Raw genomic sequence first — 16,392 nt, forward strand, 5'->3', positions numbered from 1 at the left:
AACCGCCCGGTGCGGACCCGCATGCCGGGTGGTGTGGGAGGGGATCGGTCAGGTTACCTGACCGCCCCTATCCCGATTGTTGCGCACGGCCGTGCGGCCCGTGCGCGGGAGGGCATCCGCTTGTCATCGAACCTGTCGACCGCTTCCGATCCGGCGTCGCCGCGACACGCAACGTTGATCCTGTTGTGCGCGTTGTCGGTGCTGCCGCTGAGCCTGTTCCTGCCGTCGCTGCCGGCGATCGTGCGCGACCTGCACACCGACTATGCGCTCGTCGCGCTGTCGCTCGGTGGTTATGCGGCGGTGGCCGCGTCGCTCGAATGCGTGACGGGGCCGCTGTCCGACCGGTTCGGGCGGCGGCCGATCGTGCTGACGAGCGTCGCGATATTCGCGCTCGGTTCGCTCGGCTGCGCGATGGCGACCGATATTCGCGTATTTCTCGGCTGTCGGATGATGCAGGCGGCGATCACGTCGGTCTATCCGGTGTCGATGGCGGCGATCCGCGATACCGGCGGCGGGGCGCGCGCGGCGAGCCGGATCGGCTATGCGGCGATGGCCGCCGCGTTCGCGCCGATGCTCGGCCCGACGCTCGGCGGCGTGCTCGATCAGACGGTCGGGTGGCGCGCGAGCTTCTGGCTGCTCGGCGCCGTCGGCAGTGCGCTGTTCGGCTGGTGCGCGTTCGATCTCGTCGAAACCCATACGCGCCGGCCGTCGAGCTTCGCGCAGCAGCTTCGTGCGTATCCGGCGCTGCTGCGTGCGCGCCGTTTCTGGGCCTATGCGCTGTGCATGGCGTTTTCGACGGGCACGTTCTATGCCTTCCTGGCCGGCGCGCCGCTCGCCGCGAAAACGCTGTTCGGCATCGCGCCGGCGGAGATCGGCTTCTACATGGGGACGATCACGGCCGGTTTCGTGGGTGGCAGCTTGCTGGCCGCGCGGGTCGCGCGCCGCTACGCGCTGGCCACGACGATCCTGTGCGGGCGGGTCGCGGCGTGTGCGGGTCCGCTGACCGGCCTCGCGCTCGTGTCCGGCGGCGCGACGCACGCGCTCGCATGGTTCGGTCCGTGCGTGCTGGTCGGCATCGGCAACGGGCTGAGCAATCCAGGCGCCCATGCGGGCGCGGTGTCGGTGCGCCCGGAGCTGGCAGGCAGCGCGTCGGGGCTGGCCGGCGCGATGACGATCGGCGGCGGCGCCGCGCTGTCGTCGCTGACAGGCGCGCTGCTGACCCCGCGCAATGCCGGCTACCTGCCGCTCGCGATGATGCTGCTGTCGGCGGCGATCGCGCTGGCGGCCGCCGTGTGCGTGCGGGCGTTCGACGGGCAGGACGCCGGGCGGTGAGCGCGGGTGCGCCCCGGTACCGGCGCGCGGCCGAATGACGGACAATCCGCCGCATGCCGGGAGACGACGCATGATCCGCGCGCCGCGTGTCCCGGCGAGCGCAAAGGGCGACTGGACGAGGATGCGATGAGCGACTTTTCTGATTTCCAGCGGGACATTGCCGACGCCGCGAGGGCGACCTTCAGGGCGCTGCGGGCGTTGCACCCGGACGAGCATTTCTATGCGTTTGCGCTGTACACCGACAGCGGCGCGATGACGGTGGTGCCGGCCGCCAATTCTGTCGAAGGGCTGCGCCGAATCCGCGCGCAACAGGCGGTGGCGGACGACGATCCGTGGTTCGTGTGGGGCGTGTCCGAATGGGCGTACGCGGCGGCCGAGGCGTCGCCGTTCAACGCGATCTGCGGCAGGCTCGCCGACGAAGTGCTGAGCCCGCAGTTCGTCCAATCGCGCTTCAGCGAATTTTCCCGGCAACTGCACGTCGACATGATCGCGGCATTGCGGCTGCTCGATCGCGACGGCGTGTTCGGCACGGGTGACGACAGGGCGGCCATCACGCTGTTCGTGTCGATCAGCGACGACGACGCGGCCGAGGCGCTGGAAAACGCATCGGCGAAAGCGCTGAATCCGCCCGCCGTCGCCGACGCGTTCCTGCGCCGCTACGACTGACCGGCATCAGAATCTCGCACGGCGGCCCGGGCACGCGGCCGCCGCGCATGTCGCGTTACGGCTTCGCGCCGACCACGAATTCGAACGTCGCGATGCCGTCGACGCCGCCCGTCACGCGATCGCCCGGCTGCAGCGCGCCGACGCCGGCCGGCGTGCCGGTGAAGATCAGGTCGCCGGCCTTCAGCTCGACCGAGCGCGACACGTACGCGATGACGTCGGGCACGGGCCAGATCATGTCGGCGAGGTCGCCTTGCTGGCGCGTGTCGCCGTTGACCGCGAGCCAGATGCGGCCGGTCGCCGGGTGGCCGGTGGCCGTCGCCGCGCGCAGCGCGGTCACCGGGCCCGATGCGTCGAAACCCTTCGCCCAGTCCCACGGCCGGCTCAGCTTCTTCGCTTCGGCCTGCAGGTCGCGGCGCGTGAGGTCGACGCCGACGCCGTAGCCCCACACGTGCGACAGCGCGTCGGCCGGGTCGATCGACCGGCCGTCCTTGCCGATCGCGACGACCAGCTCGATTTCATGGTGGAGGTCGTTCGTCAGCGGCGGATAGGCGACCGTGCCGCTGGCCGGGACGATCGCGTCGGCCGGCTTCGTGAAGAAGAACGGCGGTTCGCGGTCGGGGTCGGCGCCCATTTCGCGGGCGTGGTCGGCGTAGTTGCGGCCGACGCAGAAGACGCGGCGCACCGGAAAGCGCGCGGACGACTGTTCGACTTCGACGGAAGGACGCTCGGCGGCGTCGATGACATAGGCGGACATCGGATTGGCCTCGTTCGGTAGGAAGACGGACGACCGGCGCGTCGGCCGGCATGCGTGCAACGATACCCGACGCGCGTGCGCGCGGATGCGACGCAACTGCGTTTTACCGGGACAAAACTACGCGTCGGCGGCCGGCTGCGCGTCGTCGGCGGCGGGCAGCGCGGCGTTCGCGTCGCGGTACGCCTTCGGCGACACGCCGACCCGCGCACGAAAGCGCCGTGCGAAATAGCCTTCGTCGCGAAAGCCGACCGAGCGTGCGATGTCCGCGATGCGCCGGCTGGTATGGGCCAGCAGCGACTGCGCGAGCGCGATCCGGCGCTCGGTCACGAGATCGGTGAAGGTGCTGCCGGTTTCCTTGCGCACCAGGTGCGCGAGGTAGTTCGGCGACAGAAACGCGGCTTCGGCGGTCGCGGCGAGCGTCAGGTCCTCCCGGGTCAGGTTCGCCCGCACGTGGCGCAGCACGCGGGCCAGCGCGTCGCGCCGGCCGGCGCGCTGGGCGCCGCGTTGCGCGAGCTTGTCGAGCGCGCCCGCGTACTGCGTGCAGACGAGCCCGATCAGTTGCAGCAGGTAGCCGCGCAGCAACGTGGTCGAGCCGAACGTGCGCACGCGATCGGCGTCGAGCATGCACAGCGCGAGGCGGCGCGCTTCGTCGTACGTATCGCCGGTCAGGATGAAATCGACGTGCTCCTGGAAGCGGAACGGCGTCAGCTCGGGGAAGCGGTGCGCGGGCACGTCCTCGAGATCGAGCGGATCGACGTCGAGATCGGCGCGCAGGAACGCCTGGCTGAAGTTGATCACGATGAAATGCGCGCCTTCCGGGTGCGGAATCAGGTGCTCGCGGTGCGGCAGCACGAACGCGAGCGCGCCGCGCGGAAACGGTCGCGTGACGCCGCCGATGCGCTGCTCGGTGTCGCCGCCGAGATTGAACTGGATCTGGAAATACGCGTGCCGGTGCGGCTCGGTGATCGCCTGGCGCGACGCCTGGTCGCGGATGTAGAAATCGAGCCGGTCGCTGCGTTCGGGCATCCCGTACAGGCGCGGCGGGGCGGTGGAGGGCATGAAGGATTGTGCTGTTCGTGACGCGGTGGAGCCGCGATGGTACAGCGAACCGGGCGCGACGGGGACGGGCGCGGCCCCGCGCCTACCTGGTCAGCCCGTCGCGAGCGGCGCGACCCGGCGCCGCAGTTCGGGCACGACGTCGGCGTCGAACCACGGATGGCGCTTGAACCATGCCTGGTTGCGCGGCGACGGATGCGGCAGCGGCAGGATCGCGGGGCCGTAGTCGCGCCACGCATGCACGGTGTCGGTCAGCGTCGCCTTGCGCGCGCCGCGCAGGAAATGCCGCTGCGCGTACTGGCCGATCAGCAGCGTGAGCCGGATCGACGGCAGTTCGGCCAGCAGCCGGTCGATCCACAGCGGCGCGCATTCGGGGCGCGGCGGGTTGTCGCCGCTCGCGCCGCGGCCCGGGTAGCAGAAGCCCATCGGCACGATCGCGAAGCGCGTCTCGTCGTAGAAGGTGTCGGCGTCGACGCCGAGCCAGTCGCGCAGCCGCATGCCGCTCGCGTCGTCCCACGGGATGCCGCTCGCATGGACGCGCGCGCCCGGCGCCTGCCCGACGATCAGGATGCGTGCGTCGCGATGCGCGCGCACGACCGGGCGCGGGCCGAGCGGCAGGTCGGCTTCGCATGCACGGCACGCGCGGATTTCGGTGAGCAGCACGTCGAGCGGCGCGCGCGTTGGTTTCGGCATTGATTCGGAGCGGGGATGAGGTGGCAACGCGGTGTCGCCCGAGCGGCACGAGCGGCCGGCGGTCGGCGGCCGCGCCGCCTCCGGGGCGCCGGCGGGTACCGGCTGCACTGCGCGGTGCGCGCTACGGCTACGCGCTACGCCAGCGACAGACCCGCCGCGCCGCCTTCGGCGACCGCAGCATCATACAACGCGGTCTGCGCGATCGCCGCGGCGATGCCCGCGTCGTCGTGCGAACCGTCGAGCATGCCCCAGCGCCGGTATTGCGACAGGAACCACTGGCCCTCGCGCGGGTCGGGCCGGTTCACCGCGCCGCCGTCGTGAAAGCGGATCGGCAGCGGCGGCGTCGCAAACGGCCCCGCGCCGTAGTCGCCGAGCAGGCGCGGCGCGATCAGCCGGGCCGGCACGCCCAGCGCGTCGGGCGACGCGAGCCAGTCGGCCGCCTCGCGGCGGTGCGCGGCGCTGTCGAGCCACGCGCATGCGTCGACGAGCGTGCGGACCAGCGCACGTGAGGCGGCCGGATACAGTGCGACGAAATCGCGCCGGGTCGCGAGCACCTTCTCCGGGTGATCGGGCCAGATCTCGCTCGTGACGGCGACGGTGCGGCCTGCGCCGCACGCTTCGGCCACCGCGTGCCACGGCTCGCCCGCGCAGAAGCCGTCGAGCTCGCCGCCCGCGAGTGCCGCGACCATCTCGGGCGGCGGAATCACGACGCTGCGCACGTCGCGCAGCGGATCGACGCCGTGCGACGCGAGCCATGCGTTCAGCCACATCGCGTGCGTGCCGGTCGGGAAAGTTTGCGCGAGCAGCGGCTTGCGGCCGAGCGTCGCGAACGCGGCGCGCACGCTGCCGGTCTCACGGTAAGCGTCGGCGAGGCCGCGCGACAACGTGATCGCCTGGCCGTTGCGGTTCAGCACCATCAGCGCGGCCATGTCGGCCTGCGGGCCGCCGATGCCGAGCTGCAGCCCGCAGACGAGCCCATACAGCGCATGCGCGGCGTCGAGCTCGCCGCTGAGCAGCTTGTCGCGCACGGCCGCCCACGACGGCTGGCGGCTTAATTCGAGCGTGAGGCCATGACGCGCACCGAGGTTCAGGCGTTGCGCGACGATCAGCGGGGCCGCGTCGCTGAGCGCGACGAACCCGAGGCGAAGATGCGCGCGTTCCGGCGCGGCGGGAGGAGAGGTATTCATTGGACTCATGACTGGGGTGACGCGTCGAGCAATTGTCGCGCGACGTCGACGATGCGCAGGCCCTGATCCATCGCGCGCTTGCGCAGCGCCGCATAGGCGTCGTGTTCGGACAGCTTGCGCTGGTCCATCAGCACGCGTTTCGCGCGGTCGATCAGCTTGCGCTCCTCGAGTTCGCGCTCGACGTCGGCCAGCCGGCGGCGCAGCGCGTCGTCGTGCGAGAAGCGCGCGAGCGCGACTTCGAGAATCGGCGCGAGGCGCTCGGCCGACAACCCTTCGACGAGATATGCGCTGACGCCCGCGCCGACCGCCGCGCGGATCAGTTCCTGGTCGGCGTCGTGGCTGAACATCAGCACGGGGCGCGGCGCGGTTGCATGCATGACCGCGAGTTGCTCGAGCGTGTCGCGCGACGGCGAATCGGTATCGATGATCACGACGTCGGGGCGTTGCTCCTCGACGGCTGCCGGCAGGCGCGCGGGCGTCGCGACGTCGTTCAGCATCTCGTAGCCGAGGCGCGCGAGCGCGTCGCCGAGTTCGCCGATCGGCTTGTCGGTATCGGTGACGAGCAGCACGCGCAGGCGGGCGGGGGCGGACGAACTCATGAGGCGCGCAACAGGAGCAGTGATGCGCCGGTGCAACCGGCGAGCGATGCAGGCAGGCCGCACGCGCGGCCGGCGCGAAAGGAAACGGGGAGCGGCTGAGGCCGCGCGATGCCGCGCATGTCAGGCGGCCCGCGCAAGCGCCGCGTCGGCTGCCGCGTCCGCATCCTGCGCGGCCGCTTCGCCGATCGCGCCGCCGACGAGGATCACGGCCGGGCTGCCGAGCCGCGCCGCTTCGACGCCGCGCGCGAGCGTGCCGAGCGTGCCGGTCCAGCGGCGCTCGTCGGGCGTGCCGGCCCATTGCACGGCCGCCGCCGGCGTCGACGCGGGGAGCGCGGCGAGCAGGCCGGCCGCGATGCTGTCGACGCGGCTCATCCCCATGTAGATCGCGAGCGTGGTGCCGGTCGCCGCGAGCCGTGCCCAGTCGGGTTCGCCATGGTCCTGGCGGTGCGCGGTGACGAACGTGACGCCCTGGCAGTGCTCGCGGTGCGTGAGCGAGATGCCGAGGCTCGCGGCGGCGGCGAATCCCGACGAGATGCCGTTGACGATCTCGACCGGAATCGCGGCCGCGCGCAGCGTCGCGAGCTCTTCGCCGGCGCGCCCGAACAGCAGCGCGTCGCCGCCCTTCACGCGCACCACGTGCGCGCCGCGCAGCGCGTAGCGACGCATCAGCTTCTCGATGAACGCCTGCGGCGTGGAGCGGCAGCCGCCGCGCTTGCCGACGCGGATCACGCGCGCCTGCGGCGCGAGTCCGACAATGCCGGGCGCGACGAGATCGTCGAGCAGCAGCACGTCGGCGGCGGCCAGCGCCTTTACCGCCTTCAGCGTGAGGAGATCGGGGTCGCCGGGGCCGGCGCCCAGCAGCGTGACTTTGCCTGTCGTCATTGTCGTATTCCTGTGCCGCATCGCATCGCTGCGGCGGTCTGATGTCGCGTTGTTGCGCGGCGGCGGCGGGCGGTCGAAACGCACCGGCATCCGGCCGTGCCGTGCACGGGGGGACGCCGTTGTCCTGTCGGACCCGCCGTGAAAGGCGGGCAGGGTTTTGCGGGGACTGCCCACCGGCGCCGTTGCCGGTGATGCATAGCGTTCAGCAATATCCGGGCCAACCGGTGCAACGCGCGGTCAGCGCATGCCGCGATGCACTGCGCGATGGCCGCACGCGTGCATGCGCATGCCTCACATAGGCCGTCGCCATGTCGCATCGGTGTGCATCGTGCGCCGTCCGCGCGCACCGCGATGTCGCACGGCGACAGTGCTGCAGCGCACCACATCTGTGCCTCGGTGCATCGCGACGGAGAGCGCGCGATGCGTCGCCTCGCGCCGCGTGCTGTCCGGCAAGCCTTGTGCGACGAGGCTTTCGGCCGGATTCGTGCCGATATGGCACGGCGTTTGCGTAAGCTGGTTCGGGCGGATCAACGGCGATTCGCCCGCAGTACCGAATACTGACGCGCCCGGCAACGGGCTTCATGGGCAACGGCGTCCTACGCATCGGGTCTCGACGAGACCGGGTGCGCAGGACGCCGTTTTTCGTTTGGGCGGACGACATGACCGACAAAGCTACCCGTATCGATCTCTTCAGCCTCCGCACCGCGCCGATGCGCGCGTTCCATCTGACGTGGATGGCGTTCTTCGTATGCTTCTTCGCGTGGTTCGCGTGCGCGCCGCTGATGCCGCTGATCGCGCGCGAATTCCATCTCACGGCGGCGCAAGTCGCGAACATCAACATCGCCGCGGTCGCCGCGACGATCGCCGTGCGGCTGCTGGTCGGCCCGATGTGCGACCGCTTCGGCCCGCGCCGCGTGTATGCCGGGCTGCTGCTGCTCGGCGCGATTCCCGTGTTCGCCGTGTCGTTCACGCACGACTACCTGTGGTTCCTGATCTGCCGGCTCGGCATCGGCGCGATCGGCGCGGGCTTCGTGATCACGCAGTACCACACGTCGGTGATGTTCGCGCCGAACGTGGTCGGCACCGCGAACGCGACGACGGCCGGCTGGGGCAATGCCGGCGCGGGCGCGACGCAGGCGCTGATGCCGCTGCTCGTCGCCGCGGGCCTGATGCTCGGCTTCGGCGAGGATTCGTCGTGGCGCATCGCGCTGGTCGTGCCGGGCGTGGCGATGCTCGTGATGGCGTGGGCGTACTGGCGTTTCACGCAGGACTGCCCGCAAGGCGATTTCGTCGCGCTGCGCAAGCAGGGCGTAACGATCGACAGCGGCAAGAAGGGCGGCTGGGCGAGCTTCTTCGCGGCCTGCGGCAACTACCGCGTGTGGATGCTGTTCGTCACGTACGGCGCGTGCTTCGGCGTCGAGGTGTTCATCCACAACATCGCCGCGCTGTACTACGTCGATCATTTCAAGCTGTCGCTGAAGGACGCCGGCTTCGCGGTCGGGATGTTCGGGCTGCTCGCGCTGTTCGCCCGCGCGCTCGGCGGCTGGCTGTCCGACAAGATCGCCGCACGCCGCAGTCTCGACGTGCGCGCGACGCTGCTGTGCGCGCTGATCATCGGCGAAGGGCTCGGGCTGATCTGGTTCTCGCATGCGCAAGGCATCGGCATCGCGCTCGTCGCGATGCTCACCTTCGGCCTCTTCACGCACATGGCGTGCGGCGCGACCTACGCGCTGGTGCCGTTCATCGACCGCAAGGCGCTCGGCGGCGTCGCGGGCATCGTCGGCGCGGGCGGCAACGTCGGCGCGGTCGCCGCGGCTTTCCTGCTGAAGGGCGTCGGCGACGTGCAGCACACGTTGAGCCTGCTCGGCCTTGCCGTGACCGCGACCGCGTTGTGCGCGATGGCCGTGCGCTTCAGCGAAGAACACAAGGCGCGCGAAGCCGAGCTGCGCGATCGCGCGCTGGCCGCCGCGAGCGCCGCGAACTGATCGACCGAAGGAACCGTCATCATGAAACTCATCGTCATCGGCCACGGCATGGTCGGCCACAAGCTCCTCGAATGCGTCTCGGCGCAAGCCGGCGTGGCCGGCGCGCTGCAGGTCACCGTGCTCGGCGAGGAGCCGCGCCCGGCCTACGATCGCGTGCATCTGTCGGAATTCTTCGCCGGCAAGTCGGCGGACGAGCTGTCGCTCGTCGAACCCGGCTTCTTCGCGCGCCATCCGCAATTCGACCTGCGCCTGAACGCGCAAGTCGCATCGATCGACCGCGCCGCGCATACGGTCACGCTCGCGTCGGGCGAAACGCTCGCGTACGACAAGCTGGTGCTCGCCACCGGCTCGCGTCCGTTCGTGCCGCCGGTGCCGGGCCGCGATCGCGCGGGCTGCTTCGTGTACCGGACGATCGAGGATCTCGAAGCGATGCAGGCGTGCGGCGCGCACGCGAAGCGCGGCGTCGTGATCGGCGGCGGGCTGCTCGGCCTCGAATGCGCGAAGGCGCTGCGCGACATGGGGCTTGAAACGCACGTCGTCGAATTCGCGCCGCGCCTGATGGCCGTGCAGGTCGACGACGGCGGCGGCCGGATGCTGCGCGCGAAGATCGAGGCGCTCGGCGTGACCGTGCATACCGGCAAGAACACGCTCGAAATCGTCGACGGCGACGAAGGCGCGCACCGGATGGCGTTCGCCGACGGCTCGCATCTCGACACCGACATGATCGTGTTCTCGGCCGGCATCCGTCCCCGGGACGAACTGGCCCGCGCGTGCGGGCTCGAGATCGGCCCGCGCGGCGGCATCGCGATCGACGACGCGTGCCGTACGAGCGACGCCGACATCTATGCGATCGGCGAATGCGCGGCCTGGAACGGCATGGTGTACGGCCTCGTCGCGCCCGGCTACGACATGGCGCGCGTGGTCGCGAAGCAGCTCGCGGGCGACGCGGACGAAGCGGCGGACGCCGCGTTCGCCGGCGCCGACATGAGCACCAAGCTGAAGCTGATGGGCGTCGACGTCGCGAGCATCGGCGACGCGCACGGCACGACGGCCGGCAGCCGCACCTACCAGTACGCGGACGAGCGCCGCCAGGTCTACAAGAAGCTCGTGGTGTCCGACTGCGGCAAGTTCCTGCACGGCGCGGTGATGGTCGGCGATGCGGCCGAGTACGGCATGCTGCTGCAGATGATGCTGAACCGCATCGAGTTGCCCGAGTCGCCGGAATTCCTGATCCTGCCGTCGTCGGACGGCGCGGCGAAGCCGGCGATCGGCGTCGATGCGCTGCCGGAAGGCGCGCAGATCTGCTCATGCAACAACGTGTCGAAGTCGCAGATCTGCGCGGCCGTCGCAGACGGCGCGACGAGCCTCGGCGCGCTGAAGACGTGCACGGGCGCCGGCACGTCGTGCGGCGGCTGCGTGCCGCTCGTCACGCAGATCATGAAGGCCGAGATGAAGAAGCAGGGCCTCGCGGTCAACAACCATCTGTGCGAGCACTTCCCGTATTCGCGCCAGGAGCTGTTCCACCTGATCCGCGTCGAGCGCATCACGACGTTCGACGCATTGCTGCACAAGCACGGCCGCGGGCTCGGCTGCGACGTGTGCAAGCCGGCCGTCGCGGGCATCCTCGCGTCGTGCTTCAACGAGTTCGTGCTGAAGAAGGAGCACGCGGGCCTGCAGGATTCGAACGACTACTACCTCGCGAACATCCAGCGCGACGGCACGTATTCGGTCGTGCCGCGCATGCCGGGCGGCGAAGTCACGCCGGAAGGGCTGATCGCGGTCGGCCAGGTCGCGAAAAAATATGGCCTCTACACGAAGATCACCGGCGGCCAGCGCGTCGACCTGTTCGGCGCGCGCGTCGAGCAACTGCCGTCGATCTGGGAGGAGCTGATCGCGGCCGGCTTCGAATCGGGGCACGCGTACGGCAAGGCGCTGCGCACGGTGAAGTCGTGCGTCGGGTCGACGTGGTGCCGCTACGGCGTCGACGATTCGGTCGGCCTCGCGATCGACCTGGAAAATCGCTACAAGGGGCTGCGCGCGCCGCACAAGATCAAGTTCGGCGTGTCCGGCTGCACGCGCGAGTGCGCGGAAGCGCAGGGCAAGGACGTCGGCGTCATCGCGACCGAGAAGGGCTGGAACCTGTACGTGTGCGGCAACGGCGGGATGAAGCCGCGCCACGCGGAACTGCTCGCGTCCGATCTCGATCGCGACACGCTGATCCGCTATATCGACCGCTTCCTGATGTTCTACGTGCGCACGGCGGACCGGCTGCAACGCACCAGCGTGTGGCGCGACAACCTCGAAGGCGGCCTCGATTATCTGGCCGGCGTCGTCGTGCACGACAAGCTCGGGATCGCGGCCGAGCTCGAAGCCGACATGCAGCACGTGGTCGACACCTACGAGTGCGAATGGAAGCGCGCCGTCACCGATCCCGACACGCGCAAGCGCTTCCGCCACTTCGTGAACAGCGACGCGCCGGATACGACCATCGAGTTCGTCGAGACGCGCGGCCAGATCCGGCCCGCGACGCCCGGCGAGCGCGGGGGCGGGAAACCCGTGTCGATTCCCGTCGTCGCCGAACCCGCAACCGTTTGACTCTGACCGACACCAGCGTCTTTTCCAAGGAGCTCATCATGAACGATCGTCTTCCGCTGTCCTGGACCCGCGTGTGCCCGCTCGACGACATCGTGCCGAACACCGGCGTATGCGCGCTCGTCAACGGCGAGCAGGTCGCCGTGTTTCACGTCGCGCATGCCGAGGAAGGCGGCGTGTTCGCGATCGACAACGTCGATCCCGTGTCGCAGGCCGCCGTGATGTCGCGCGGGCTGATCGGCAGCCTCGGCGAGCGCGTCGTCGTCGCGTCGCCGTTGTACAAGCAGCACTTCGACCTGCGCACCGGCGAATGCCTGGAAGCGCCCGATAAATCGGTGAGCGCGTATCCGTCGCGGGTCGAGGACGGCTTCGTATGGATTGCGGCCTGAGCGCCCCGGAGCACGCATGACCGCCACCCCCGTCAAGAGCGTGTGCCCGTACTGCGGCGTCGGCTGCGGGATGGTGCTGCACGTCGAGGATGGCGAAGTCGTCAAGGTGTCCGGCGACGCCGACCATCCGACCAACTTCGGGCGGCTGTGCACGAAGGGTTCGTCCGCGCACGTCGCGCTGCGCCGCTCGGGGCGGCTCGACCGTGCGTTCGTGCGCCGCGCCCGCGAGGACGACCTCGTGCCGCTGCCGGCGCGCGACGCGATCGCCGAGACCGCGCGGCGGCTGCGGGCGGTGCTCGATACGCACGGGCCCGATGCGCTGTCGTTCTACGTGTCGGGGCAGATGTCGATCGAGGCGCAGTACCTCGTCAACAAGCTCGCGAAGGGCTTCGTCGGCACCAACAACATCGAGTCGAATTCGCGGCTGTGCATGGCGAGCGCGAGCACCGGCTACAAGCAGTCGCTCGGCGCGGACGGCCCGCCCGGGTCGTACGAGGATTTCGATCGCGCGAACCTGTTCTTCGTGATCGGCGCGAACATGGCCGACTGTCATCCGATCCTGTTCCTGCGGATGATGGATCGCGTGAAGGCCGGCGCGAAGCTGATCGTCGTCGATCCGCGCCGCACCGGCACCGCCGACAAGGCCGACCTGTTCCTGCAGATCCGGCCGGGCACCGATCTCGCGCTGACCAACGGGCTCTTGCATCTGCTGCATGCGAACGGGCGCACCGACGCCGCGTTCATCGATACGTACACCGAAGGCTGGGACGCGATGCCCGCGTTCCTCGCCGACTACACGCCCGAGCGCGTCGCCGAGATCACGGGGCTCGCGGAAGCCGACATCCGCACGGCCGCGCAATGGATCGGCGACGCGCAGGAATGGATGAGTTGCTGGACGATGGGGCTCAACCAGAGCACGCACGGCGTGTGGAACACCAACGCGATCTGCAACCTGCATCTCGCCACGGGCAAGATCTGCCGCACCGGCAGCGGGCCGTTCTCGCTGACCGGCCAGCCGAACGCGATGGGGGGACGCGAGATGGGCTACATGGGGCCGGGGCTGCCGGGCCAGCGCTCGGCGGCGTCCGATGACGACCGCCGCTTCGTCGAGAACCTGTGGCGCGTGCCGGCCGGCACGCTGCGCAAGGACACCGGCAACGGCACGATCGACCTGTTCGAGCGGATGGCGGCTGGCGACATCAAGGCATGCTGGATCGTCTGCACGAACCCGGTCGCCACGGTGCCGAACCGGCAGAACGTGATCGCCGGGTTGCAGGCCGCCGAGCTCGTGATCGCGCAGGATGCCTTCCTCGACACCGAGACCAACCGCTACGCGGACATCCTGCTGCCCGGCGCGCTGTGGGCGGAGGGCGACGGCGTGATGATCAATTCCGAGCGCAACATGACGCTGATGCGCGCGGCGGTCGCGCCGCCCGGCGACGCGCTGCCCGACTGGCGCATCGTCGCGGAAGTCGCGCGCGCGATGGGCTTCGGCGATGCGTTCGACTATGCGTCGGCGGCCGACGTGTTCGACGAGATCGTCCGCTTCTCGAATCCGGCGACGGGCTACGACTTGCGCGGCGCGAGCCATGCGGCGTTGCGCGACGGGCCCGTGCAGTGGCCGGTCGCGCCGGGCACCGCGCGCGAGCGGCACCCGATCCGCTACCTGAACGACGGCGTGAACCAGGCGCTGCGCCCGGCAGCCGTCGGCAACGACGCGCCGCGCATCGTGTTCCCCACGCCGTCGGGCAAGGCGCGCTTTTTTGCGCGGCCGCACGTCGATCCGGCCGAGCTGCCCGACGACACGTTCCCGATCGTGCTGAACACCGGGCGGCTGCAGCATCAGTGGCACACGATGACGAAGACGGGCAAGGTCGCGATGCTGAACAAGCTCAACCCGCGCCCGTTCGTCGAACTGCACCCGGACGATGCGAGCGCGCTCGGCATCGCCGCGAAGGACAGCGTCGAGATCCGTTCGGCGCGCGGCCGCGCGGTGCTGCCGGCCGTCGTGACCGACCGCGTGCGGCGCGGCAACTGTTTCGCGCCGATGCACTGGAACGACGTGTACGGCGACGACCTGTGCATTAACGCGGTGACGAACGACGCGATCGACGCGGAATCGCAGCAACCCGAACTGAAATACTGCGCGGTCGCGCTGACGCGCGTCGACACGGACGCGTTCGCGTCGACCGCCGACGACACGGCGCGCACCGACGCACGCGAGGACGATGCACCGCCCGCGTCCGTGCCCGCGATAGCGCCGATCACGGCCTCACAGGAATCCGACATGGCAGACATCGACACTTTCGCGGCCGCGCTCGGCGTCGCCGATTTCGCGCCACCGCCGCTGACCGACACCGAGCGGCTGTACGTGGCCGGCCTCGTCAGCGGGTTGAAGGCGAGCGCCGGCCGTCGCGAAGGCAGCGTGCCCGTGCTGCCGGCCGGCGCGCCGTTGACGCCGCCCGTGCGGTTCTGGCTCGACGGCATGCTCGCGGGGCTGTTCAGCCGCTCGCTGCCCGCGCACGCCGCGGAGCGTGCCGCGCCCGCGCTGCCGCCCGACGCTGCGGCGGCCGGCGGCGTGCGCATCGTGCGCCCGCGCCCGAAGGTCACGTTGTTGTGGGCGTCGCAGACCGGCAACATCGAATCGTTGACCGACGATTACGCGACCAAGCTGATGAACGCGGGCTTCGAGATCCGCACCGCGTGCATGTCCGACTATCCGGTCGCGTCGCTGGCCGGCGCGCAATACGTGCTGCTGATGACGAGCACGTTCGGCGACGGCGATGCGCCCGACAACGGCAGCGAGTTCTGGGACGCGTTGCAGGGCGGCAGCGCCGCGCGCCTCGACGGCGTGCATTTCGCGGTGCTCGCGTTCGGCGACCGCAACTACGACCAGTTCTGCGGCCACGGCCGCCGGCTCGACGCGCGGCTCGCGGAACTCGGCGCGGCGCGCCTGTGCGCGCGCGTCGATTGCGACGTCGAATTCCAGCACGATGCCGATCAATGGCTCGAGCGCGTCGTCGCGCGGATCAAGGAGGCCGATGCCGCGCTGCACGCGGTGCCGGCCGGTGGATTGAGCCCGTCGGGGCTGCTGCCGACGAAAGCGCATCCGGCGCCGTCGAAACTCGTCGCGAACCTGCGGCTGAACCGGCCGGGCGCCGCGAAGGACACGCGCTACGTGTCGCTGTCGACCCAGGGCGCGAACCTCGAATACGAAACCGGCGATGCGCTCGGCGTGTGGCCGACCAACTGCCCGGAGCTGGTCGACGAACTGCTGTCCGTCACCGCGCTGAAGGCCGATGCACCCGTGTCGGTGCCGGGCGTCGGCGATATCCGGCTCGGCGACGCGCTCGCGCGCCACTTCGACATCACGCGCCCGCATCCGGACACGCTGGCCTTCATCGCGTCGCGCAGCGCGAACGGCGCGCTGAAGTCGCTGCTCGGCGACGATCGCAAGGCCGACCTCAAGCAATGGTTGTGGGGGCAACAGCTTGCGGACGTGCTGCACGAATACCCGGTCGAGCTGTCGGGCGCGGAGCTGGTCGGCATGCTCAAGCGCATGCAGCCGCGCCTGTATTCGATCGCGTCGAGCCCGAGCGCGCACGCGGGCGAGATTCACCTGACCGTGTCTGCCGTGCGCTATCACAACGGCCGGCGCGCGCGCAAAGGCGTCGCGTCGACGTTCCTCGCCGATCGCGCGGACGACGGCCGCGTGCCCGTGTTCGTGCAGAAGTCCGCGCATTTCCGGCCGCCGGTGAACGGCGACGTGCCGATCGTGATGGTCGGTCCCGGCACCGGCGTCGCGCCGTTCCGCGGCTTCCTGCACGAGCGGCAGGCGCGCGGCGCGCGCGGGCGCAACTGGCTGTTCTTCGGCGAGCAGCACGCGCAGACCGACTTCTACTACGGCGACGAGCTGAGCGCGATGCGCGACAGCGGGTTCCTCACGCGGCTCGATCTCGCGTTCTCGCGCGACCAGGCCGACAAGGTCTACGTGCAGGACCGGATGCGCGAGCAGGGCGCCGAGCTGTTCGCATGGCTGGAGGAAGGCGCGCACTTCTACGTGTGCGGCGACGCCGCGCGGATGGCGAAGGACGTCGATACGGCGCTGAAGGCGATCGTCGCCACGCACGGCGGCATGTCGGACGAAGCCGCGAACGATTACGTCGCGCGGCTTTCGAAGGCACGGCGCTATATGCGGGACGTGTATTGACCGGGCGAGCGACGGGCGTCTTGGGGCGCTTGCCGCTCCGCCGTCAG

General features: G+C 70.3%; 12 protein-coding genes. 6 read left to right on the forward strand and 6 right to left on the reverse strand.

All coding sequences use genetic code 11. The annotated features are described in order from the left end of the window. The first annotated feature begins 120 nt into the window (after window positions 1-120). Both J8I35_RS29555 and J8I35_RS29560 read left to right on the forward strand, forming a co-directional pair. Entirely contained in the window at window positions 121-1,332 is a 1,212-nt protein-coding gene (locus tag J8I35_RS29555; RefSeq protein ID WP_209928388.1) for an MFS transporter, read from the forward strand. A 126-nt stretch (window positions 1,333-1,458) separates the two neighbouring features. Further along, window positions 1,459-1,998 (forward strand): DUF4303 domain-containing protein, encoded by a 540-nt coding sequence (locus J8I35_RS29560; RefSeq protein ID WP_050012752.1) that lies wholly within the window; start codon window positions 1,459-1,461, stop codon window positions 1,996-1,998. A gap of 55 nt (window positions 1,999-2,053) precedes the next feature. Here J8I35_RS29560 and J8I35_RS29565 read toward each other — a convergent pair whose 3' ends face one another. From J8I35_RS29565 to cobA, 6 genes are all read right to left on the reverse strand, one after another. Further along, complete coding sequence (locus J8I35_RS29565) at window positions 2,054-2,752, reverse strand: fumarylacetoacetate hydrolase family protein (protein ID WP_050012751.1); 699 nt, start codon at window positions 2,750-2,752, stop codon at window positions 2,054-2,056. 117 nt (window positions 2,753-2,869) lie between these two features. Continuing rightward, on the reverse strand, window positions 2,870-3,811 hold the full coding sequence (locus tag J8I35_RS29570; protein WP_050012750.1) for a helix-turn-helix transcriptional regulator: 942 nt from the start codon (window positions 3,809-3,811) through the stop codon (window positions 2,870-2,872). A 90-nt stretch (window positions 3,812-3,901) separates the two neighbouring features. Beyond that, the gene (locus tag J8I35_RS29575) at window positions 3,902-4,501 is read right to left on the reverse strand and encodes a uracil-DNA glycosylase family protein (RefSeq protein ID WP_050012749.1); all 600 of its coding nucleotides are present in this window, start codon (window positions 4,499-4,501) and stop codon (window positions 3,902-3,904) included. A gap of 134 nt (window positions 4,502-4,635) precedes the next feature. Next, complete coding sequence (locus tag J8I35_RS29580) at window positions 4,636-5,688, reverse strand: CmpA/NrtA family ABC transporter substrate-binding protein (RefSeq protein WP_050012748.1); 1,053 nt, start codon at window positions 5,686-5,688, stop codon at window positions 4,636-4,638. A gap of 5 nt (window positions 5,689-5,693) precedes the next feature. Then, a complete protein-coding gene (locus tag J8I35_RS29585; protein ID WP_050012747.1) occupies window positions 5,694-6,287 on the reverse strand; it encodes an ANTAR domain-containing protein in 594 nt (197 codons plus the stop codon). A 120-nt stretch (window positions 6,288-6,407) separates the two neighbouring features. Then, window positions 6,408-7,169, reverse strand: coding sequence for a uroporphyrinogen-III C-methyltransferase (gene cobA, locus J8I35_RS29590; protein ID WP_050012868.1), 762 nt, complete (start codon window positions 7,167-7,169; stop codon window positions 6,408-6,410). A gap of 659 nt (window positions 7,170-7,828) precedes the next feature. Here cobA and J8I35_RS29595 point away from each other — a divergent pair. From J8I35_RS29595 to J8I35_RS29610, 4 genes are read left to right on the forward strand one after another with little or no spacing between them, the layout of a single operon-like run. Continuing rightward, window positions 7,829-9,154: an MFS transporter gene (locus J8I35_RS29595; protein ID WP_050012746.1), complete on the forward strand. Its 1,326-nt coding sequence runs from the start codon at window positions 7,829-7,831 to the stop codon at window positions 9,152-9,154. A 21-nt stretch (window positions 9,155-9,175) separates the two neighbouring features. Further along, complete coding sequence (gene nirB / locus J8I35_RS29600; protein WP_209928393.1) at window positions 9,176-11,749, forward strand: nitrite reductase large subunit NirB; 2,574 nt, start codon at window positions 9,176-9,178, stop codon at window positions 11,747-11,749. 38 nt (window positions 11,750-11,787) lie between these two features. After that, window positions 11,788-12,135: a nitrite reductase small subunit NirD gene (nirD, locus tag J8I35_RS29605; protein WP_209928396.1), complete on the forward strand. Its 348-nt coding sequence runs from the start codon at window positions 11,788-11,790 to the stop codon at window positions 12,133-12,135. Between the two features lie 16 nt (window positions 12,136-12,151). Beyond that, complete coding sequence (locus J8I35_RS29610; RefSeq protein WP_209928399.1) at window positions 12,152-16,345, forward strand: bifunctional nitrate reductase/sulfite reductase flavoprotein subunit alpha; 4,194 nt, start codon at window positions 12,152-12,154, stop codon at window positions 16,343-16,345. Window positions 16,346-16,392: the final 47 nt, after the last annotated feature.

Origin of the sequence: Burkholderia sp. CpTa8-5 (assembly GCF_017815045.1) — a bacterium.
Taxonomy (GTDB): Bacteria; Pseudomonadota; Gammaproteobacteria; order Burkholderiales; family Burkholderiaceae; genus Burkholderia; species Burkholderia sola.